This window comes from Acidobacteriota bacterium (assembly GCA_028874215.1).
In the GTDB taxonomy this organism is placed as follows: domain Bacteria; phylum Acidobacteriota; class UBA6911; order RPQK01; family JAJDTT01; genus JAJDTT01.
Genome location: JAPPLF010000006.1, coordinates 1 through 21086, shown reverse-complemented (window position 1 = coordinate 21086; position 21086 = coordinate 1). Strand labels below are relative to the sequence as shown.

Genomic DNA, 21086 nt, shown 5'->3' with positions numbered 1-21086 from the left:
CGGAAAGGAAGGCTTCGATCAAGTCACGGTCACGGCTTCTTCCAGACTTCGGCGCATGGCCGTTGCCAGCCGCGATTCCTGCCGGTAACGGATGGCCGCCTTGATGAAGCTCGCGAAGAGCGGGTGGGGGCTCAGCGGCTTGGACTTGAATTCCGGATGGAACTGGCAACCCAGAAACCAGGGGTGATCCTCCAACTCCACGATTTCCACGAAATTCCCGTCGGGAGAGTTGCCGGACACCTGGAGTCCGTAGCTCACCAGGATCTCCTCGTATTCGCGATTGAACTCGTAGCGATGACGGTGTCTTTCGGAGATCTCTCTATCCCCGTAGATTCGGCGCGCCAGTGAACCCTCGTCCAGCAGGCAGGGATAGGCGCCCAGCCTCATGGTGCCGCCCATGGCATCCACTCCCAGCAGGTCCCGCAGCTTGTAGATGACCCGGTGCGGGACCGCGGGATCGAACTCGGAACTGTTGGCGTCCAGGGAACAGACGTTGCGAGCGAATTCGATCACGATGCATTGCATCCCGAGGCAGATTCCGAAACAGGGCATCCGGCGGACACGAGCATGCCGGATCGCCCGGATCATCCCTTCGATTCCGCGGATTCCGAAGCCGCCCGGAATTAGAATGGCGTCCAGACCTTCCAACCTCGATTCGTAGTCGTCCCCGGTCAGGCCTTCTGAATCGACCCACTGGAGCCGGACCCGGGTCCGGGCCGGAAGTCCGCCGTGGATCAGGGCCTCGCTGAGGCTCTTGTAGGACTCCTCGAAGCCCACGTACTTGCCGATGATCCCGATAGTCACTTCTCCTTCGGGACTTCGGATCCGGTCCATGAGATCTTCCCAGGGACCCAGTTCGATGGGGCGCTCCGGCAGGCGGAGGAGATCGGCAATGATGGCGTCCAGACCCTCCTTGCTATAGACCAACGGGACTTCGTAGATGCATTCCACGTCCTTGGCCGTGATGACGGCGTCTGAAGCCAGATTGCAGAAGAGGGCGATCTTCTGCTTGATCTGCTTGGGAAGCAGTTGCCGGGTGCGGCAGAGAAGAATGTCGGGCTGAATTCCGATCTCTCTCAACTCCCGCACCGAGTGCTGGGTCGGCTTGGTCTTCAACTCTCCGGCCGTCTCGATGAAGGGCACGAGGGTCAGGTGAACGAAGATCGAGTTCTCGTGTCCCACGTCGATCCGCATCTGCCGGATCGCTTCCAGGAAAGGCAGGCTCTCGATGTCCCCGACCGTTCCGCCGATCTCCACCACCACCACGTCGGCCCCGTTCGCCACCCGCTTGATGGTGGCCTTGATCTCGTTGGTGATGTGCGGGATGACCTGGACCGTCTTTCCCAGGTACTCTCCCTGGCGCTCCTTCCGGATGACCGTCTGGTAGATCTTGCCGGTTGTGGAGTTGTTGTCCCGGCGCATCTTGGCGCTGGTGAACCGCTCGTAGTGACCCAGGTCCAGATCCGTTTCGGCGCCGTCGTCGGTCACGAACACCTCGCCATGCTGGAACGGACTCATGGTTCCAGGGTCGACGTTGATGTACGGGTCCAGCTTGAGGAGTGTCACCTTCAGGCCGCGTGCCTCCAGGAGGCACCCGATGGCCGCCGACGCCAGACCCTTGCCCAGCGAACTCAACACCCCGCCCGTCACGAAAATGAACTTGGTCGCCATCCTAGCTCTCCCCTTCCGCCGCTAAGTTCGCGCTTCTCGAATTTGGAAATAAAGAGCCATTTTCAAAGAATGGTCTGACACGTTCCAGATCTTCCCGCGTATCGATTCCCACGCTGTCCTCTTCCACCGTGGCGACCCGAATCGGAATCCGGTTCTCCAGGAACCGGAGCTGTTCCAGCTTCTCGATCTCCTCCAATGGAGACCGGCGAAGCCGGGGCAGATTCAGGAGCAACCGGCGCCGGTAGCCGTAGATCCCCAGATGCTTGAAATAAGGAGCCTCGCCCTCCCGCGCGTAGGGGACCGGGGCCCGGGAGAAGTACAGTGCCCGGCCCTTCGTGTCGGTCACCACCTTCACCACGTTGGGGTCCAAGGCTTCTTCCGGATCCTGAAGAGGAACGCAAGCCGTTCCCACCTGAACCTCCGGATCATGGTCGAAACAGGCACAGACCCGGTCGATGGTCGCGGGCGGGAGCGCCGGCTCGTCACACTGGAGATTGATGAAGACGTCCGCCTTTATCCCCTGCGCCACTTCCGCCACCCGTTCGGTGCCGCTGCGATGCCGGTCCGAGGTCATGACGGCATTGCCGTCCCAGGAACGGACGGATCGAAGAATCCTCTCATCGTCGGTAGCGACCAGGATCCGGTCCAGCCGAGTCGACTGCAATGCGCTCAGATAAACCCAGTGGACCAGGGTCTTGCCCGCGACTTTGAGCAGCGGTTTTCCGGGAAGGCGCGTGGATGCGTACCGGGCCGGAATGACCCCTACGAAGCGCATAGGGAAAGGTATCCCAGCCCGCCGGCCCCTGGCAAGGGGTGTCTATTCGGATGGATTCGAGTCCGTGTCGATCATGTGGGTCGCGGCGGACAGCATTCCGGTCCGTCTCTGGCGCAGCACCACCACCAGGTTCCGGGCGTCCTCCGGAATTGCCGTCTCCAGCGAGGGACTGAACGTCTCGTACTGTCGGAAAGAGACGAGTTCCTGCTCCGAGAAATCCATTTCGAGCGCCTTGGCGAACAGGAAGTTCTCTCCCAGCGGTTCGCCCGATGCGTCGAAGGGAATGCCGAATATCTCCAGGTCGCAACGTTTTCGGCCGGCATCGTCGGAGAAGGTCAGCGCCTGCTTGGGAATAAGAGGTCGCACCACCCATTGTCCGCCGTCGCGGCGGACGGCGAGCCGGAACGGAAAGTCCCGGTAGAGGTCGGGAAACTTGAAGGCGTTGCTCAAGTTGGACTGGGCCGCCTTCTCCGGAGCCACGGTCTCATATCCCCGGCGGTACCGGAGCTTCAGGCCCTTTCGTTTCACCTTGACTTCGATCCGGTGAAACTTGCCGTCCTCCAACTCGGCATCGGGAACGTAACCCAGAAGGTAGTAGGACCGGCTGTCCCGATAGGCCGTCCGTATGGGATCGACGAGTTCGTTTTCGTTGGTGAGAAGGAGGCCTCCCGTGTCGTCGGACAGGGTGGCCAGGAACTCTTGAGTCGACTCCATGTCTCCGATGTCGAAGTACGTGCTGTGCTGGAAGGGCGCCAGCATCAGGCCCCGGGGGTCGATGCTGTAGACCGACACCTGGTTGCGATTGGCCTGATCCACGGCGGAGCGGAGGCTCCTGGCGTAGATGGAGGCCATGTTGCCGATCCTGAGCTTGGACAAACTGGCTGCCCGCGGCCTGTGCAGCCCACGATGCAATTGGTCTCTCCTTCGCTGGATGATCTCCGACACCCTGTGGTAGGCATTGACGGCATAACCTCTCGAGAAGTAAAGCACCCGCTTTCTCCCCGGAAGGGAACCCAGGTATCGGGAAAGGGCGGAGATCGCCCGGCAGGACAGATCGAGGCGGGTTCTCAGGTCCGCGAGGTACTGCTGCGCCTCCATTTCCGCGTAGGATACGGGCACCTCCGGGGGAATATCCCTCCCGAAGCGATTGAAGATCTCATCCACCCGTTCCGCAAACTCCTCCAGGCTGGCCTCTTCACGGCGATAGGGAACCTGATCCAAGGCGGCGTCCAGCTTCTCCAGCTCCCGGGTGAACGGTTGGTCCACCTGGAAGGCGGGCCGAATCGTGACCAGCATGGCCAGGTCTTCACGATCCATTCCCGAGTGCAGAAACTCCCGAATGGCTCCCTTGCTCCGCTCCGCCGAGTCCAGGTCCATGGTCTGGAGATCCAACAGGAAAACGACGTAGCCGCCCTGGCCCCGCTTCGGAACGTCCCGGAGCGAACGGGACGCGCCGGGAGACGGCTCTCCCGGTTGTCCGGCGGGAATTTCTCCCTGTTCCAGCCTGAACAACTGGATCTTCCGGCGCTTCCCGTCCTCCCGAACCTCGACTTCATCCTGACGGATGTCGGCGACGAATCGGCCCTTGCCATCCGTGGCCACGAGGTCGACCAGCACCAATTCCGATTCGGCGCGAAATCTGGGGACCGTGTCCTGCCGCCGCCCGGATTCAGGCCACGCCAAAGTCCCCGGGAGCAGGAACACCACAAGCAGATACGCCGCGAATGAGAAGCCGGCATTCCGCTGAACGCTCCTCACGCCGTGGGCTCTCAAAAGGCCAACTTCCCCTCAAAGACCATGTCCTTGAGTTTGAATTTGCGAGATATTTTCTGGTCTGAAATTCTGGTGACGAACTCGATCGTCTTGTCGCGCAGTTCGACTTCCCGGGCTCTCTCTCTGGGAAACAGAAGGTACAACGCCACCCACCGCTGTTTTTCTCCCAACCTGGCGCCGGCGGGCAGCCATCGCGCTCTTTTTCCGGCCTTGAGATACGACTGCGACCTGACGCCGTCCAGGAACCGATCTTTTTCCGCCGCCTCAACCGGGATCATCCGCGGCGGCAAACCCGACACGCTGACGACAACATGGCTCGAATCCTTCCCCGTCCACTCCCCGTCGTCCGTTTTTGACCTCACCCGGCTCGATTCCGGGATCCGCGACCATGCCCGCTTCACAGGCATCGCGGTTTCCCAACGGACGGTCACCGGAACAAACGAACCGAAGGCGCCGCCGGTACTGTCGAACTGCCTGGACACCGTCTGGTCCTGCACATAGACGGACGCCCCGCGGGAGGTGATCCCCACGGACCCTGGTGAGCCTGCGCGGCGGCCTTCCAGGTCTTTTTCCAACGAGCGATCGTCTGCGGGCCGATAGGACTTCTCGAGCTTGGCTCGTGAGATGTGGAACTGGCGGGCCCAAGGCGACTGGGTCAGGATCTTGGAGACCTGCTCCCGGCTCCATTCCTGGTGGGGAACCTTTTCCCAGAACTTCTTGGCGCCGAGTGTCGGCCCAGCCATCATCAGACCGGCCACCAGACTCAAGATCCAGGACTTCAAGCTGACCCTCGCGTCTATTGGACGGGCAGACCCGGCGAATCGTTCACCACGGCACCGGAACCTTTCCGCGGGAGCGGGGCTCCACACGAACCCGCAGGGCCTCCCCGGCGTCCAGATTGGACCGGTCAGGAATTGACCAGTCTCAATTCCCCGGGGGCGCCACCGCCCAGGCGCTGGGTGTGACGGCGCATTTCCTCGAAGTAACGGACCGCGATCTGGCCGGCGAGAAAGGTCCAGACACCGGCCAAGGAAACGCGCAAGAGGTGCTGCTTCCCCGGAAACCGCCGCAGCAGCCGGTCGCCTCCCTCCCGCACCAGGGCGCCGGACACCAGAAGCGGCAGCAGTTCCCGGGCCCGGCTCCGATTCAGCGGATAGCCGAAGGCTCTGGCGACCTTCAGGATCATGGCCGTCTGAATGGCGCTCAGCGGCAACATGTCGCTGACCGGTATGGGTACGGCTCCCACCAGGGCGGCAGAGAAGGACGCCTGGGTCACGATGGAATTGCAGATGGTCCGGCGGAACCCGGGCAGGCTTCGCGTCAGCGGATAGAGGGCCTTGGGGAGGGCCGAGACGATCGATTTCAGAAGCCGTTCGAGTCTCTCCGGCTGGGCCACGGAAACCGGGAACACGGAGGTGCCCAGAACGCCTCTGGCGGACCGGACCATCCGGCTCGGCTGCCGGACAAGATCCATCTTGCTCAGGACCACCAGCAGCGGCGTCCCGTAACCCTGAAGCCGCTCCAGGAGGCGCCGCGTGGAGAGTGTGGCTTCGAAGCGGCCGTCCAGAACCAGCAGAATGAAATCCGCCTGCTGCAGGTCCCGGGTCAGGTCCGGCGTCCGGTATCCGACGAACTCTTCCACTCCCTGGATGCCGACGGGATGAAAGATGGGCCGCACCGTTTCGTCCTGATCCCGGGTCAGGGCCCGAATCAGCGTCGCCTTCCCCGATTGGGGCATCCCCACGACACTGATCCGCAACTCCTCCTCCGACTGGATCTCCCGCCACTGCCCGCGGACCACCTCCAGGACCTTCTGCATGTTGTCCCCCTGGCGCGGGAGGGTGTCCATGACCGTCTTGAGGCGATACTTGATGTCGTCCGGCAGAAGGAAAGCCAGTTGGTCCAGGAGGTCGAGGACCGGTTCGGGAGCCCAGCCCCGGATACTGCGGAAGATGTCGTCCGGGTTCGGATAGGCTTCAGAAGCGCCCAATGGCGATGACTCGGCCATGAGTCAATTGTATCTCTCGTCTGGAACCGGTTCCAATCTGCGGCGCGGACGGCGCGCCGCAGAGGACACTCGCGCGGCCGGCCCCTATTGCGATCAGATGAACGGATTTCACATCAGGTTCACCGGGTCCACGTCCACGGAGACCTGCTTCAGGTTGGCCCCTTTCCGGGAGAGCTCCTCCCGGCTCGAACGGACGACTTCCAGGGCTTCCGGACGGCGGACGGCCTTGATCAGAATCTGGAATCGGTATTCCCCCTTGATCCGCTCCAGCGGCGCCGGGGCCGGCCCCAGGATCCGCAGCCTCTGATGGGCGCCGATTCGTTTTCGGTGCTCCAACAGGCTCCGGCCGAGCCGGTGGGCCAAATCGAGTGTCGAACCCCGGTCCCGACCCTGGACCAGAAGGCTGACCAGGGCCGAGAAGGGCGGGTATTGGAATCGGCGCCGGAACTCGATCTCCTCCTGAAAGAACAGTGGGTAGTCCTGCCGGCGGGCCGCCTTGAGACTGTAGTGGTTGGGATAGTAGGTCTGGATGACGACCCGGCCGGCACGCTCCCCCCGGCCGGCCCGGCCCGCCACCTGGGTCAGGAGTTGGAAGGTCCGCTCGGCGGCTCGGAAGTCGGGCAGCCTCAAGCCCTGGTCCGCGCTCAGTACGCCGACCAGCGTGACTCCCGGGAAGTCGTGCCCCTTGGCGATCATCTGGGTGCCCACCAGAACATCGGTCCGGCCCCGGCGAAAGTCCGACAGGATCCGTTGCAGGCTTCCTTTGCGCCGCACCGTGTCCCGGTCCAGGCGGCCCACCCGGGCCTCGGGAAACAGTTCCTGGAGCGCCTCCTGCACCTTCTCCGTCCCTTCCCCCAACAGGTGGATGTACCGCTTGCCGCAATCCCGGCAGCGGGCGGGGAGCGAACGGGTGAACCCGCAGTAGTGGCAGAGGAGCCGATTCCGGTCTCGATGGTAGGTCAGGCTGATGCTGCAGTTCCGGCAGCGCTCGGTGTTCCCGCAGCTCCGGCAGAGCAGAGCCGCGGAATAGCCCCGGCGATTGAGCAGGAGCAGCGCCTGGTCGCCGCACTCCAGGCTCTGCCGGAGCGAATCCCTGAGCAGGTCCGAGAGGATCAGCGCCTTGCCGTGCTTCTGAAACTCCAGCCTCATATCCACGACCTCGACCTGGGGCAGGGAGCGGTCCAGAACCCTGCGAGGCAGGACCTCCGGCCGGGGGCGTCCCCGGTCCCGGGACACGTGGTAGATCTCCAACTGCGGCGTGGCGCTTCCCAGCACCACCAGGGCCTGCTCCAATTGTCCGCGTTTCAACGCCGCGTCCCGGGCGTGATACCTGGGCATTTCCCCCTGCTTGTAGGAGGAGTCGTGCTCCTCGTCGACGATGGCGATTCTCAGGTCGGGGACGGGAGCGAAGACCGAAGACCGGGTGCCGATCACGACCCGGGCCTTTCCCTCCCGAATACGCAACCATTGGTCGAACCTCTCCCCCTCGGAGAGGGCGCTGTGAAGAATGGCCACCTCCGAACCGAACCAGCCCCGGAACTGGTTGGAGATCTGGGGGGTCAATCCGATTTCCGGAACCAGCATCAAGGCGCTCCCGCCGGTTCGAACCACCTGGGAAATGGCGTTGAGATAGACCTCCGTCTTGCCGCTTCCCGTGATTCCATGGATGAGCATGCTGTGAAAGCCGCCACCGGACAGCCGCCTTCGAATCTCTTCCAGGATCCTGCTCTGATCCGGGTTCAACGAATGACGCTTGACCGGCGGGGGCGGGTCCGAATCGAGCCACGGGGAGCGGTAGACCCGCTCCGGCTTCAGCACCACGGCGCCCCGTGCCGCCATCGCCTTCAGCGTGCCGCGGGTGGTGCCGGCCTCCCGGACGAATCGGGACACCGCGACCGGGAGCTTCCGGGCGCGCAACAGTGCCAGGAGCTCCCGCTGCCGCCTCGTCAGACCGGATTCCCGGGAAAGATCGACGCTCCGGATCGCCATCCGGGTCTTGACCGGCCAAGACCGGGAGACCGTGGAGGAGGGCTTCGACAGCAGGCCCGGGGGAAGCATGCTCTGCAGGACTTCTCCCAGAGGCGAGAAGTAGTAACGCGCCACCCATTGGCCGAGACTCAACAGTTGGGGAGAAAGGATGGGGTCCCGATCCAGGACCCGCTCCAGATTCTTCAACTCCAGACCGGTGACCCGGGGTGAACCGGAGACGACGATGCCCACCAGTTTCCGGTGGCCGAAGGGGACCAAAACCCGGGTGCCGGCGGCCGGCGGCGTCTCCATCCGATCCGGAACCCGGTAGGTGAACTCCCGGAAGAGCGGGAGAGGTACCGCAACCTGGACGTTCCGGTCCTGCTCGGGGTCTCGGCCGGGGGCAACTTGGGGGCTCGCGGGCATGAGAAACTCGGCCAAGTGCGAAACGTCCCGCCGGCGCCGGCCCTGGTCAAACCAAGGCCGATCCCGGAGCCGGGATCGAACAGGCTACCGGGGTCACGGTGCGTAGTAGGAGCTTCCCAGTTCGGTCAGCTTGGCCCGGATCGCCTTCATGTCCTCCCAGACCTCCCGTTTGGCCCTCGGGTTGCGAAGCAGATAGGAAGGGTGGAACGTGGGAATCAGAAGACCTCCCCGGTAGGGATAAAACTTGCCCCGGATCCGGGATATGGCGGTCTGGGTCTGAAGCAGCGTCTGGGCCGCGTACCTGCCCAGGGCCACGACCAGGAGCGGATCGATGGCTTGGATCTGCTGGAAAAGAAAACCCTCGCACGATTCGACCTCGTCCGGTTGGGGATCCCGGTTTCGGGGCGGCCGGCACTTGAGGATATTGGCGATGTAGACCTGTTCCCGCTGCAGGCCGATGGACTCGATGATGCGGGTCAGGAGCTGGCCGGCCCGGCCGACGAAGGGGATCCCCTGGGCGTCTTCGTCGGCTCCCGGAGCCTCTCCCACGAACATGAGGTCGGCTTCGGGGTTGCCGACTCCGAACACGATGTTTTGGCGCCCCCGGTGCAGTTTGCACCTCGTGCACTCTCCCATCTCCTCCCGGATTTCCGGAAGAGTCGGAACCCGATTCAGGTTTTTCAGGTTGAGATGGGTCACTCCCAACTCGCTGAAGAAGTTCAGTTGATGGACCAGTTCACGCATGCCGGCCGATTCCTCGGGGAAACCTTGGGTTCAGTCTACTACGAGGTGGTGCCAAAACCGCGTGGGAAAGCTTTTAAACCACACCGAACCGATCCAGGAGCCCCTCCCGGTTCCTCCACTCGGGCGCGACACTGACCTGCAACTCGAGCGCAACCCTGCGAACGCCCAGGAAACGCTGGATCTCCTTGCGGGCCCGCGTCCCGATGGTCTTGATCATTCGGCCCGCCCGGCCGATGACGATCTTCTTCTGACTCGCCTTCTCCACCACGATGGAGGCCCGGATCACCACCAGGCCGTCGGTCCGCCGTCCTTCGTCGAACTCCTCCACCAGGACGGCGGTGGAATAGGGAAGCTCCTGCCGGGTGCAATCCAACACCTTCTCCCGAATGAGCTCTCCCACCAGGGATCGCTCCGGCTGGTCCGTCAGGTAATCGTCCGGATACTCGAATTCCCGTTCGGGCAGGTTCCCGGCGATCCGGTCCAGCAGGACCGCCAGGTTGTCCCCCTTGAGAGCCGAGATGGGAATGATCTCCCGGTAGCCGTGACGCTGGTGGTAGAACTCCATCATGGGAAGCAACCGCCCCTTGTTGATGAGGTCGACCTTGTTGAGCAGGAGGAGCGCAGGTTGCCGGATCCGGCGAATCAGGTCCAGGACGTACTTCTCTCCCTTGCCGAAGCGCTCGGAGGCATCCACCATGTGGAGCACCAGGTCGACGGACCTCAGCGCTTCGTAGACCGCCCCCATCATCCGTTCGTTGAGCCGATAGCCGGGGCGATGGACTCCGGGAGTATCCACGAAGATGATCTGGGAGTCCGCCCGGGTCAGGACCCCCAGAATCCGGTGCCTCGTGGTCTGAGGTTTGTCGCTGACGATGGAAACCTTGGAACGGATGAGGCGGTTCAGAAGGCTGGACTTCCCCGAGTTGGGGCGGCCGATCAGGGCGACGAATCCTACCTTGGCCACGTGCCGCTCACGCCACCTGTACCGGGCGGGATGCCAGCCGGTCCTGGATTCGATCCCACAGGAAGGCGGCCACCCGTCTCTTGGTGAGCAGCGGAGATTTCTCTTCCGCTCCCTCCGGGTCCAGCAACAGCACCTGGTTGTAGTCCGACGCGAAACCTCGATCCGGACGGGAGATGTCGTTGGCGACGATCAGGTCCAGACGCTTCCGGCGCAGTTTTTCGACGGCGTTTCGCCGGAGACCGCTGGACTCGGCGGCAAAGCCCACCAGGAACTGGCCGGCTCGTTTCTTCTCTCCCAACTCCATGAGGATGTCCCGAACCGGTCGAAGCCGGAGCGTGCCGAGAGTGCCTTCGTCTTTCTTGATCTTCTCCCGGCATCGGCGGACCGGCGCGAAGTCTCCCACGGCGGCGGCCATGACGACGATCTGCGACCGCTCGAAGCGCCCGCCGACGGCGGCGGCCATCTCTTCGGCCGACCGGACGGCAATCGATTCCACGCCCGGAGGAGGAGGCAGATGAGTCGGCCCCGAAACCAGAGTGACGCGAGCGCCGCGGGACTGGGCCTCCGCGGCGATGGCGTACCCCATCTTCCCCGAGGAACGGTTCGAGAGGAACCGGACCGGATCGATGTCCTCGACCGTGGGCCCGGCAGTAACCAGCACCCGCTTGCCTTCCAACCCCTTCCCCCGGCTCAGGATCCGCAGCGCCCGTTCGACGATGACCTCCGGCTCGGCCAGACGCCCCTCCCCCACTTCTCCACAAGCCAGGTAGCCCGCTTCCGGCTCCACCACGGAGACTCCGCGCCCGCGCAGAATCTCCAGATTGGATTGCGTCGCGGGATGGCGCCACATCTCGACGTTCATGGCGGGAGCCACGACGGTGGGAGTGACGGTGGAAATATAGAGGGTGCTCAAAAAGTCGTCCCCGATGCCGTGGGCGAACTTGGCCAGCGTGTTGGCCGTCGCCGGCGCCACCAGCAACAGTTCGCTGCTGCGGGCCAGGGCGATATGTTCGATGGCCGCCGAGGAATCCCGGAACAGGCTGTCCACAACGCGGTTCCCCGAGAGCTTCTCCAGGGTCAGTGGCCCCAGGAATCTCTTGGCATGCTCGGTCATCACCGGGAGCACCTCGCACCCCCCCTCCTGAAGCAATCTCAGGATGACGGCGGATTTATAGGCCGCGATGCAGCCGGTGACGCCCAGAACGATTCGCATGGGAACTCAGTAGGCTTCGCCGCCGTCGAATTCGATCTCGTCCGCTTCCTCGTCCGCTTCCTCCAGGATTTCCCAGGTGATGAGTCCCTGTTGCGCCTCCTGGATAGCGATGTGGGCCGGCTTCGGGGACTTCTCGTCGACCATGGGAGGGTAGCCGTTCTGTAGCTGCTTGGCTCTCTCGGCCGCCACCAGAATGAATCGGAACTTGCTGTCGTACTCGTCGGGAATGTCTATGATCATTGGGCCTCCTTGAACGTTCCTACCACCTCTTGGATCCGCCTGGTGTTCCGGACCGGGGCGCCGGAATCGGATTCGTGGGAACCGACCACCGATTTCAACTCCAGCAAGGCGTCCTTGAGGGAATCGTTGATTATAGCGTATCGGTACTGGTTGTAGGCGCCAACCTCCTCGGCCGCCCGCTCCATGCGCCGCCGGATGACCGCCAGGCGATCCTGCCCCCTGTGGGTCAGGCGGCGCTCCAGTTCCCGCCTGGATGGCGGAAGGATCAGGATCGTCAGCGCGTCCCGAACCTGATCCATGATCTGGCGAGCCCCTTGCACGTCGATGTCCAGTAACACGTCCTTTCCCGAATCGAGACAGTCTCTGACCCACTCACGGGAAGTGCCGTAGTAGTGGCCGTGAACCCGGGCATGCTCCAGAAACCGGTCACGGGCCACCATCTCGCGGAATTCGGGTTCGGAGACGAAAAAATATTCGACGCCGTGACGTTCGCCCTGCCGCGGCTGCCGCGTGGTGTGACTGACGGAGAAGCGGATCCGCTCGACCTGCTCCACCAGGGCCCGGCCCAGACTGGTCTTGCCGGCTCCCGAGGGGCCGCTCATAACGATCAATCTGCCTGCCATGGCGTGGATTTCGCCTCCGAAACGCTCGATGATCGGCCGGGCTCCCCGACGCCGGACCGCGAACCGTTATTCTACATTCTGGACCTGTTCCCGGACCTTCTCGACCTCGCCCTTCGCCTCCAGGGCCAGGCTCGAGACGTGGGGCAGAGAGCTCTTGGCCAGGATGGTCGTCACTTCCCGGTGCATTTCCTGGCACAGGAAATCCAGGTTCTTTCCCCTGGGTTCGGATCCCGGCTCCCGGAGCTGATGGGAGAAACGGCCCAGGTGGCTGCGCAAGCGGGTGATCTCCTCGGAGATCTCCGCCCGGGCGGCATAGTACGCGATCTCTTCGGCCAGGCGGCCCTGATCCGGAGAAAAGGAGAGGTTCATCTCCTCCAAGCGTTTCGTCAACTTGGCGCGAGCCAGATCGAACACCTCTGCGGCGTGTCCTCCAATCTCCTTGACCGTCCTTTCGAGGGACTGGATCCGCGCCGTCAGGTCTTCGAGCAATCGCGCTCCTTCCGCCTGGCGGGCTTCCACGACCCGATCCAGGGCCTCGCCGGCCACTGCCAACAGATCGTCGGCGCATTGTTGGATCTCGGCTCCCGGCTGGTTGGCAACCAGCGTGCCGGACAGCCGCAGACAGTCGGCCGCGTCCAGCTCTCCGCCGACGCCCAGGGACCGGAGGCGCTCCACCATCGCCAGGTAGTTCTTCACCAGGTCATCGTCGATCCGGTAACGGGCCTGGGATTTCCAGGTGATCTCCAGCGACAGGTCCACCCGGCCCCGGCCCAGTTTCCCCCGGACGACCTGGCGCATTCGTGCTTCCAGGAACCTGGCTCCGCGCGGGAGTCTCAGCTTCATGTCCAGGTATCGGCCGTTGAGGGTCCGGACCTCCACCGAGACTTCCATGGTCTCGAGGGTCCTTTCCGCTTGTCCAAAACCGGTCATGCTGTACATGGTCTCTCCGTCGGTTTCATGCTTGCGGTTCAGACTGCAGCCTGTGCAGCCGGCGGTAGGAGGCGGAGCGCTCCAGAAGAGTCTCATGGCCTCCCACGTCCACGATCCGGCCCTCCTCCATGAGTGCGATCCGATCCGCCAGGAGCACTGTAGACAGGCGGTGAGCGATGACCACGGCGGTCCTCTCGCGGAGGAGATTCAGAAGGGCTTCCTGGACCAACCGCTCCGACTCGGCGTCCAGGGCGGAGGTCGCCTCGTCCAGAATCAGGATGGGGGCATCCTTCAGCAACGCCCGGGCAATGGCGACCCGCTGCCGCTGGCCCCCGGAGAGCCGGGTTCCCCGCTCGCCGATACGGGTTTCGTAGCCTGCGGGCAGGGTTTCGATGAATTCATGGATGAATGCCATGCGGGCCGCTCTTCTGACCTGGGCATCGCCGCAGCCGGGAAGCCCGTACGCGATGTTGTTCCGGATCGTGTCGTCGAACAGAAAGGTCTCCTGGGGAACGAGGGCGATCTGCCGCCGCAGGGAATGGAGGGAGACCGTCCGGATGTCCGTGCCGTCGATGGAGATCCGTCCCGCAGAGGGGTCATGGAAACGGGGAAGAAGGCTGGCCAGTGTGCTCTTGCCGGCTCCGCTGGTCCCCGCCAGCGCCAGGATCTCGCCGCGGGCCAGGTTCAGATTGATCCGCCGCAGCACGGAAACGTCGCCCTGCCGGTAGCGGAAGGAGACGTTCTCGAAGGCGACGGATCGGGAAAACGGGGCGATTTCAACGGCCGCGGGAACGTCTTTCACCCCGATTTGCGAGCCCAGCAGGTCGAAGATCCGGCTGGACGCTGCGAAAGCCTGTTGAAAATTCAGGTGCATTCTGGAGAGTTTCCTGACCGGCTCATAAAGGCGAAACAGGGCCGCCAGGAAAACCACCAGGATCCCGATCCCCAGTCCTTCCTGAACCTGCCGGTTGGCGTAGAACAAAAACGGCACGAAGGAAGCGTATCCGAGGAACTCGACCATGGGCGATGCCAGGGCCGAGAGCCGGGCCCCCTTGAGATTGGCGTGGACCAGGTCGCCGATGGAGCGGCGAAAGCGTTTCTTCTCGTAGTTCTCCATGCCGAAGGCCTGGACGATCTTCTGGCCGGCCAACGTCTCCTGCAACAATTGGGACAGCCGCGCCAGGTTTTCCTGGCTCTCGTGGCTGACGCCCTTCATCTTCCGTCCCAGGCGTGCCGCCAACCCCAGAACCACCGGAGCCATGAGCAGCGCCAGCACGGACAACACCCAGTTGATGTAGACGATCAGTCCCAGGAAGAACAGCAGGAGAAACACCTGGCGCAGGAAGTCGGTCAGCGACTTGCTGGCCGCTTCCAGCACCCGTTCGGTGTCGTTGAGCACCCGCGACATGAGCTGTCCGGTGGGTTGATCGGAAAAGAAGGCGGCGGACTGGTGAAGCAGCCGCCCGTAGAGCCGATTCCGCAACAGGGCCACCACATTCTGCCCGCTGTAACTCATGAGGTACTCGGCAAAATAGAGGAGGAATGCCTTGAGCAGGGACAACCCGACCAGGAGAAAGGCGATCTGGCGAAGGCTGCCGGCGCCGACGCCCAGGTGTTCCTGCAGAAAATCAAACTTGGTCTGGACCGCCCCTGCCGTTCCGGCCTCCGGAGCCAACTGGTCGAAGATCGGCTTCAACAGCACCGTGATGAGCCCGTCCAGACCGCCGCTGACGAACAGCAGAACGAAGCCCAGGAAAAGCCAATGGGCGGTCGGCAGGATGTAGGGAATCAGCTTTCGCAGGTCCGGCACGCAGGGATTCTAACCGGAACGGGAAAAGGAGGGGCGATTTCCAAATCGCCCGCGGGACACATTTCGCAATGTTCCAAGAATGGGCGGTTGGGAAACCGCCGCCCCGGTGTGGGAATCGGCGGTTAGGAAACCGCCGCCCCGGTGGGAAACCGCCGCTCCCGTCACCACTTCCAGCCGGACTTCAATTCGTCGTTGATCACCGCCCCTTCGGGCCAATCTCCCTGCCACAGGGCGATGACGCACTCGGCGGCTTCCATCCCCATGGCGATCACCGAGGCCTCGTCGCCGCCGGCCTGGTGAGACGTGACCAGAACGTTGGCCATCCGCAGCAGGGGATTGTCCGGATCCGGCGGCTCCTGCTCCATGACGTCGAGGCCGGCAGCCCGAAGCCGCCCCGACCTCAAGGCTTCCAGCAAGTCCGTCTCATTGACCAACGGACCTCGAGCCGTGTTGATGAGAATGCTCCCCGGCTTCATTCGATCGAACGCCTCCTTCCCGAAGAAGTGCCGGGTCCGGTCCGTCAGCGGACAGTGCAGGGTGATGAAATCCGACCTCTCCAGGAGTTGTTCGAAACTCAGCAGTTCGATGCCGTGGGCGCGAACGAATTCCTGGTCCGGGAAGATCTCGTGGGCCACCACCTTCATGCCCAGCGGGATGGCCCGGACCGCCGTGCTGCGGCCGATCCGCCCCAGCCCCACGATTCCCAAGGTTTTTTCTCTCACCGTGCCCAGCGTCCGGCGCGGCCATCGTCCCGCCGCGATCTGCCTGGAAGTGGAGACGATGGAGCGGACCGTGGCCAGCAGCAGGGTGATGGCGTGCTCGGCCACCGCCTCATGATTGGCCGAGGGCGTCACCGTGACCGGGATTCCCCGCCGGGTCGCGGCGGCGACGTCCACCCGGTCGAAACCGACGCCGGCCCGGGCGATGACTCGCAGTTCCGGTAGACCGTCCAGGACCGCAGGCGTGAAATACTCCCCGCCCGCGATGATGGCCTCGATCCCCTTCAACTGACGGATGGTCTCCTCGTCACCCGTCAGACCCATGACCAATTCCGGGTTGGTGGGATAGCGCACCTCGAAGCCGGCCCGTTCCAGAAGGCCGGCGAAGGGAGAAGGCCGATGCTGCATGCTGGTGGGGGTGATCATTACTTTCGGCATGGTTTTTTCCTCGATGAATGGTCCGATTCACTTGCCGCGGGACTTCAATGGAAGCGCTCCGGTTCCAGGCGGGACAGGTCCTGGCCGGCGCCCTCCCCGGCGGCGATTTCCGAGATCAGTTTTCCCGTGACGGGCCCCAGAGAGATGCCGATGGTGGAGTGGCCCGTCGCCAACAACAGGTTGTTCCACTTCCGGGTCCGCCCGATGAAGGGAAGCCCGTCCGGAGTCAGCGGCCGCAGGCCTCTCCAGATTTCGTGCAGGTCCAACTCCTTCATGCCGGCCAGATGCGTCCGGGCGGCCCGCAGGATAGCCTGGACACGGGGAAGGTTCACCGAAAGGTCCAGACCGGCCAGTTCCAAGGTTCCGCCGAAGCGCAGCTTGTCTCCCATGGGAGTGGCGGCCACCTTGGCCTCCGCCAGCATCAAGGGGACCCGTGGCGTGTTGGCGGGAGCCCTGACCGTCACGCTGTACCCCTTGGCGGGCTGCACGGGGACATCCAGCCCCACGGTTCGAGCCACCAGGGGAGACCAGGATCCGGCGGCGAGCACCACCTGTTCCGGCCGCAGGTCCCCTCTCGTGGTCACCACCCGCGTGACCCGCGTCCTGGAGGTCTTCATTTCCAGCACTTCGGTCCCGGTCCGGAAGACCGCCCCCGCGCGGCGGGCGGCATCCGCCATCTGGTGGACGAACCGGTGCGGGATCAGATGGGCGTCTTCGGGAAAGTGGATTCCGGCGATGATGGACGGCTGCACGTTCGGCTCCATCTCACGCACCCGAACCGTGTCCAGCAGAGTGGATTCGAGACCGAACTCCCTCAGGAGCCGGGCTTCCGCCAGGGCTTTGGCCAGAAGCCGCTCGGACCGGAAGATCTGCAGCCACCCCTTTTGCCGGAAACCGAACTCCAGTTCTCCCCGGTCCGCCAGGCCCCGATACAATTCCAGGCTGGCATTCGAGAGATCCCGGAGAACGGGGATCCCCTTCCTCATTGGTTCGTCCCGGGAGGCCTGTTGAAACCACCAGAGCCAGCGCACCAGGTCGAGGTCGAGGCGGGGCTTGATGTAGAAGGGGCTGACCGGGTCCAGCAGCCATCGAAGACCCTGGCTCAACACCCCCGGAGCGGCCAGGGGGACCGAGTGGCTGGGGACGATCAGCCCGGAATTCCCGTAGGAACTCCCGGAGCAGATCTCTCCCCTTTCGACCAGGGTGACGGCGCATCCCCGCTGTGCCAGGAAGTAAGCGGAGCAGACGCCGATGACGCCGCCGCCGATGACGAGAACGTCGGTTTTCTCCGTCATCCGCCTTTCACCTTCGATCTTGGCCTCAACGCCCGCGCAACCTACACCCGGGACGGTTCCAAGACAAGCCCTCGAACCGCGGGAGATGAGACGGGGAGGCGTTCGTCCGCCATTCCTCAGATCTTGATCCGCTGCAGTTTCTCGATGGCTCGCGGCAGTTCGTCGGTCTCGAAATGAGGCCAGGGGAGGGATTCGCCTTCGCCGTCCACCGCTTCGACTCCGGCACCGGGACCCAGAACCTCCCCCACCCAGGTGGCCTGAATGCCCCGGTCTTCCAGTGCTCCCTCCAGCCGCTGGCGCGAATCGGCCCGGCAGACGATGATGAGGCTGCCGGAGCCGATGAGCCCCAGGGGATCGATGCCCAGCAGGCGGCAAATCCGGGCCGTCTCGGGGAAGACGGGAATCCGGTCGGCCCGGACGCGAATGCGATGGCGCCCGGCACGGGTCAATTCGTCCAGGGCCGTCGCCGCTCCTCCTTCGGTCACGTCGTGGAGAGCCGAAACTCCTCCCGACTCCAGAACCGTCTCCGCCTCCTCCAGGACGCTGATTCCGGGGGAGAAGAGGAATTGTTCGCAACGGGAGACCTCGTCGGCGGGAACTCCCAGGCTTTCCAGGGCCGGACGGAATTCACGGGCCAGGATGGCAGTCCCCTCCACCGCCAATGCCTTGGTCAACAGGATCTGGTCACCGGGGCGCATCCGGCTCTTGTCCACGAGCCGGCTCCGGGTGGCGGTTCCCACCATCTGCCCGACCGCCACCGGTTTGGTGACCGAGTCGGTGACCTCGGTGTGCCCTCCGCAGAGAGTCACTCCCAGCCGGCCGCACCAGCGCCGGAGACTCGCCATGAGCCGTTTGACCTGTTCGCCGGTGGTTCCCGGAGGGAACAGGAGCGTTGTCAACAGCCAGCGGGGAGTGCCCCCGGACGTGGCCACGTCGTTGGCGTTGACCACCAGGGTGTAGTACGCCATCTCGTCGGTGGCGAAGGTGATGGGGTCCGACTTCAGGATCAGGACCTCATCCTCCCTGCCCAATGCCACGGCGGCCGTATCCTCTCCCACGCCGGGACCGATGAGAAGCGAAGGATCACCCGGCTCCCGCTCATTCAGGATCCGGTCGAGCAGTTCGTTGGGGAGCTTTCCCGCCGCCAGGGGAGACCGCTCGCGGACCAGGGCCCCCACCTGGGACAGATTCTCGACCACGTAGTCCGGGGCCGGGGTCCCGGGCGGCTCCATCCGGCCATTGGTGAGGAAGACCGTGGGGGACCCGGCTCGGAAGCCGGCGGTTATGTCGAAGTGGAAATCTCCCACCACCAGCGTCTCGGCGGCACTGACTCCCATTTTCCCGGCTGCGAGCCGGATCCCCTCGGGGTGCGGCTTGGGCAGGATGTCATCGTCCCGGGTGATGATGACGTTGAAATCGGAGAGGCCGATGGAGGGAAAGTTTTCCAGCGCACGGACGACCGCACCGCGGCTGTTCCGGCTCACGACGGCCAATGGCAGCCGCCGCGCCTGAAGCTCCCGAATCAACTCCTCGGCGCCTTCATTGGGCCGCGACCGGACCGCGCCCTCCGTCTCGAAGCGGTCGAGGACACTCAAGCAGTGCCGGCGGCGATCCGGAGGCAGTCCCTGAATGTATTCCAATATGGGGGCGCCCGCCGGACTCGCCAGTTCCTGCCGCAGTTGTTGGAAGTCGAGGGAACCCGGCCGCGTGAGAGTGCCGTCGAAATCGAAGAGGATCGCCCGGATGGTCCGAATCGGAGTGTCCTTCACTCGCCTGCACTACGGCGGGCCGCCGTCTCGCCATGAAGCCTCAAGGGATGCCGCCTCGCGAATTCGAAGACGGCCTCCATTTTTCGGCCGATGGCCAGAAGGTCCGCCTCCCGGTTCGGGGGCGCCACCAACTGGAAGCCCAGGGGAAGTCCCGCCTCGGAGAGGCCATAGGGCAGAGTCAGCGTGGGCAGCCCCGTATAGGTCCAGATCAGGCTGAAGCGAGGGTCTCCGGTGGCTTCGATTCCGGCCGGCGCCGCTCCCGGCGCCGAAGGACACAAGAGGACATGGAACTCACCGAAGAGGCGTTCGACCTCCGTCCGGACGCGTTTCCGGTGGCTCCGGACCCGCTCCAACTCCGACGCCGCGACCCTGGCGCCCCTCCGGATCAAGGCCCTCAATTTGGGAGGATAGGAATCTCCAAAGACCCGGTACAGGCCACCGTGCACCACCGCAGCTTCGGCCGCCACCAGCGTCCAGTGGTTGTCGTGGGCCTCCTCGCAGCAGGAAGGCAGCTCGGCGGAAGACACTTGCAGTCCCGCCGATTCCAGCCGGCGTCCCACCTGCGCCAAAGCCGAGAGCATCTCCGGATCGGCGGCCTTCACCTTCTGGTCGGGCAGCAGGCCGACCCGGATCGACGCCGGCGGCGACGCCGGCGGCTCGCCGGAGAAGACCTGGTATGCCTCCAGGGCATCGGCAACATCAGCCGTAAAGAACCCGAGGGTGTCGAAGCTGGGAGCGAAGGGGAAAACGCCTTCGATGGGAATCCGCCCATAGGAAGGCTTCAGGCCCACGACCCCGCAATAGCTGGCGGGCCGGTTGACGGAGGCGACCGTTTGACTCCCCAATCCCAAGCGGATCATCCCGCAGGCGACGGCGGCGGCCGAGCCGCTGCTGGAGCCGCCCGGCGTGTGATCCGGGTTCCAGGGGTTTCCGGTGGGTCCGGGATCGAAATAGGCGAACGTGGTGGTCACCGTCTTGCTGAGGACGAAGGCGCCGCGGGCCCGGAGGGTTTCGACCACGGCGGCGTCCCGGGCGGCGGGGCGCCAGGGAACGAAGCCGGCGTTGGAGCGCGTCACCAGCCCCTCCACGTCCACGATGTCCTTCACACCCAGGGACCATCCCGCCAACGGGCCGGACCCGGCCGCGGCAAAGCGCTGCCGGGCGGACGCCTCATTCCAATCCACCAGAGCCCGCACTCGGGGCTCCCAGGCCCGAACCGCCTCCAAACGGGATTCAAACTCCTTCGGATCGCTTCCCGGAATCATGACATTCACTCCAGTCGAACCAGTTCTCGATATTCGCGCTCAGCAGTCCGTGGTGAAAGTCCCGCCAGTACCGGGACCGTTCCTGCACCCGCCGGACAAGGCGTTCCGGAGGGAGTATACCGGGAGTATGTGGTGTCGGCCGACATCGACGCAGTCCTCGGGCTGCATTGTTTTTCGCGGGTCTTGGATTGACGGGTTGTGCTCAAAGATGGATATTCGGTAACAGTTCTCCGGAAAGCCGAGGCGGGCGATGCGCCGGGGTGCAACCGCACATTTCCGAAATGGAGGTCGTGATGCAGGCTTGGTTCGGAAAAACGATGGCAGGGGTTCTCATGGGTCTTTGCGCAAGTGGTGCACACGCCCAAACCGGGAGCCAGGCGTACAGTTTGTCGGCCAAAGTTCTTAGGGAAGGTCTGAACAAGTCGATTCAAGGGACGTGAGAGCCGTTATTGTTT

Annotated in this window: 17 protein-coding genes; all 17 read right to left on the bottom strand. The window is 64.0% G+C overall.

Going from position 1 to position 21086, the window contains the following annotated elements; all coding sequences use genetic code 11:
- Nucleotides 1-18 precede the first annotated feature (18 nt).
- The gene (locus OXT71_01005) at nucleotides 19-1671 is read right to left on the bottom strand and encodes a CTP synthase (GenBank protein ID MDE2924962.1); all 1653 of its coding nucleotides are present in this window, start codon (nucleotides 1669-1671) and stop codon (nucleotides 19-21) included.
- A 1-nt stretch (nucleotide 1672) separates the two neighbouring features.
- The gene (gene kdsB, locus OXT71_01000; GenBank protein ID MDE2924961.1) at nucleotides 1673-2446 is read right to left on the bottom strand and encodes a 3-deoxy-manno-octulosonate cytidylyltransferase; all 774 of its coding nucleotides are present in this window, start codon (nucleotides 2444-2446) and stop codon (nucleotides 1673-1675) included.
- 42 nt (nucleotides 2447-2488) lie between these two features.
- Complete coding sequence (locus OXT71_00995; protein MDE2924960.1) at nucleotides 2489-4204, bottom strand: VWA domain-containing protein; 1716 nt, start codon at nucleotides 4202-4204, stop codon at nucleotides 2489-2491.
- 11 nt (nucleotides 4205-4215) lie between these two features.
- Nucleotides 4216-5001 carry a hypothetical protein gene (locus OXT71_00990; GenBank protein MDE2924959.1) on the bottom strand — a complete coding sequence of 262 codons (786 nt, stop codon included), beginning with the start codon at nucleotides 4999-5001 and terminating at the stop codon, nucleotides 4216-4218.
- A 125-nt stretch (nucleotides 5002-5126) separates the two neighbouring features.
- A complete protein-coding gene (locus tag OXT71_00985) occupies nucleotides 5127-6227 on the bottom strand; it encodes a DUF697 domain-containing protein (protein MDE2924958.1) in 1101 nt (366 codons plus the stop codon).
- Nucleotides 6228-6335: 108 nt separating this feature from the next.
- Nucleotides 6336-8621 carry a primosomal protein N' gene (gene priA, locus OXT71_00980; GenBank protein MDE2924957.1) on the bottom strand — a complete coding sequence of 762 codons (2286 nt, stop codon included), beginning with the start codon at nucleotides 8619-8621 and terminating at the stop codon, nucleotides 6336-6338.
- Nucleotides 8622-8714: 93 nt separating this feature from the next.
- Complete coding sequence (locus tag OXT71_00975; GenBank protein MDE2924956.1) at nucleotides 8715-9365, bottom strand: uracil-DNA glycosylase; 651 nt, start codon at nucleotides 9363-9365, stop codon at nucleotides 8715-8717.
- A 73-nt stretch (nucleotides 9366-9438) separates the two neighbouring features.
- Entirely contained in the window at nucleotides 9439-10329 is an 891-nt protein-coding gene (gene era / locus OXT71_00970; GenBank protein ID MDE2924955.1) for a GTPase Era, read from the bottom strand.
- Between the two features lie 7 nt (nucleotides 10330-10336).
- Nucleotides 10337-11542, bottom strand: coding sequence for a bifunctional phosphopantothenoylcysteine decarboxylase/phosphopantothenate--cysteine ligase CoaBC (gene coaBC, locus OXT71_00965; GenBank protein MDE2924954.1), 1206 nt, complete (start codon nucleotides 11540-11542; stop codon nucleotides 10337-10339).
- Nucleotides 11543-11548: 6 nt separating this feature from the next.
- Nucleotides 11549-11782 carry a DNA-directed RNA polymerase subunit omega gene (rpoZ, locus tag OXT71_00960; GenBank protein MDE2924953.1) on the bottom strand — a complete coding sequence of 78 codons (234 nt, stop codon included), beginning with the start codon at nucleotides 11780-11782 and terminating at the stop codon, nucleotides 11549-11551.
- Complete coding sequence (gene gmk, locus OXT71_00955) at nucleotides 11779-12405, bottom strand: guanylate kinase (protein MDE2924952.1); 627 nt, start codon at nucleotides 12403-12405, stop codon at nucleotides 11779-11781. The genes rpoZ and gmk overlap by 4 nt, the downstream gene beginning before the upstream one ends.
- Before the next feature lie 66 nt (nucleotides 12406-12471).
- Nucleotides 12472-13344 (bottom strand): YicC family protein, encoded by an 873-nt coding sequence (locus tag OXT71_00950; protein ID MDE2924951.1) that lies wholly within the window; start codon nucleotides 13342-13344, stop codon nucleotides 12472-12474.
- A 16-nt stretch (nucleotides 13345-13360) separates the two neighbouring features.
- Nucleotides 13361-15145 carry an ABC transporter ATP-binding protein gene (locus OXT71_00945; protein MDE2924950.1) on the bottom strand — a complete coding sequence of 595 codons (1785 nt, stop codon included), beginning with the start codon at nucleotides 15143-15145 and terminating at the stop codon, nucleotides 13361-13363.
- A gap of 161 nt (nucleotides 15146-15306) precedes the next feature.
- Nucleotides 15307-16302 carry a phosphoglycerate dehydrogenase gene (locus OXT71_00940; GenBank protein MDE2924949.1) on the bottom strand — a complete coding sequence of 332 codons (996 nt, stop codon included), beginning with the start codon at nucleotides 16300-16302 and terminating at the stop codon, nucleotides 15307-15309.
- Nucleotides 16303-16346: 44 nt separating this feature from the next.
- A complete protein-coding gene (locus tag OXT71_00935) occupies nucleotides 16347-17597 on the bottom strand; it encodes an FAD-dependent oxidoreductase (protein MDE2924948.1) in 1251 nt (416 codons plus the stop codon).
- A gap of 116 nt (nucleotides 17598-17713) precedes the next feature.
- Nucleotides 17714-19366 (bottom strand): HAD-IA family hydrolase, encoded by a 1653-nt coding sequence (locus OXT71_00930; protein ID MDE2924947.1) that lies wholly within the window; start codon nucleotides 19364-19366, stop codon nucleotides 17714-17716.
- Nucleotides 19363-20631: an amidase gene (locus OXT71_00925; GenBank protein MDE2924946.1), complete on the bottom strand. Its 1269-nt coding sequence runs from the start codon at nucleotides 20629-20631 to the stop codon at nucleotides 19363-19365. The genes OXT71_00930 and OXT71_00925 overlap by 4 nt, the downstream gene beginning before the upstream one ends.
- Nucleotides 20632-21086: the final 455 nt, after the last annotated feature.

Bases quoted from the DNA above. Each gene is read 5' to 3' on its own strand.
- coaBC (MDE2924954.1), bottom strand. From the start codon at position 11,542: ATGCGAATCGTTCTGGGCGTCACCGGCTGCATCGCGGCCTATAAATCC.
- OXT71_00940 (MDE2924949.1), bottom strand. From the start codon at position 16,302: ATGCCGAAAGTAATGATCACCCCCACCAGCATGCAGCATCGGCCTTCT.
- rpoZ (MDE2924953.1), bottom strand. From the start codon at position 11,782: ATGATCATAGACATTCCCGACGAGTACGACAGCAAGTTCCGATTCATT.
- OXT71_00975 (MDE2924956.1), bottom strand. From the start codon at position 9,365: ATGCGTGAACTGGTCCATCAACTGAACTTCTTCAGCGAGTTGGGAGTG.
- OXT71_00935 (MDE2924948.1), bottom strand. From the start codon at position 17,597: ATGACGGAGAAAACCGACGTTCTCGTCATCGGCGGCGGCGTCATCGGC.
- priA (MDE2924957.1), bottom strand. From the start codon at position 8,621: ATGCCCGCGAGCCCCCAAGTTGCCCCCGGCCGAGACCCCGAGCAGGAC.
- OXT71_00985 (MDE2924958.1), bottom strand. From the start codon at position 6,227: ATGGCCGAGTCATCGCCATTGGGCGCTTCTGAAGCCTATCCGAACCCG.
- gmk (MDE2924952.1), bottom strand. From the start codon at position 12,405: ATGGCAGGCAGATTGATCGTTATGAGCGGCCCCTCGGGAGCCGGCAAG.
- OXT71_00950 (MDE2924951.1), bottom strand. From the start codon at position 13,344: ATGTACAGCATGACCGGTTTTGGACAAGCGGAAAGGACCCTCGAGACC.
- OXT71_00925 (MDE2924946.1), bottom strand. From the start codon at position 20,631: ATGATTCCGGGAAGCGATCCGAAGGAGTTTGAATCCCGTTTGGAGGCG.
- kdsB (MDE2924961.1), bottom strand. From the start codon at position 2,446: ATGCGCTTCGTAGGGGTCATTCCGGCCCGGTACGCATCCACGCGCCTT.
- OXT71_01005 (MDE2924962.1), bottom strand. From the start codon at position 1,671: ATGGCGACCAAGTTCATTTTCGTGACGGGCGGGGTGTTGAGTTCGCTG.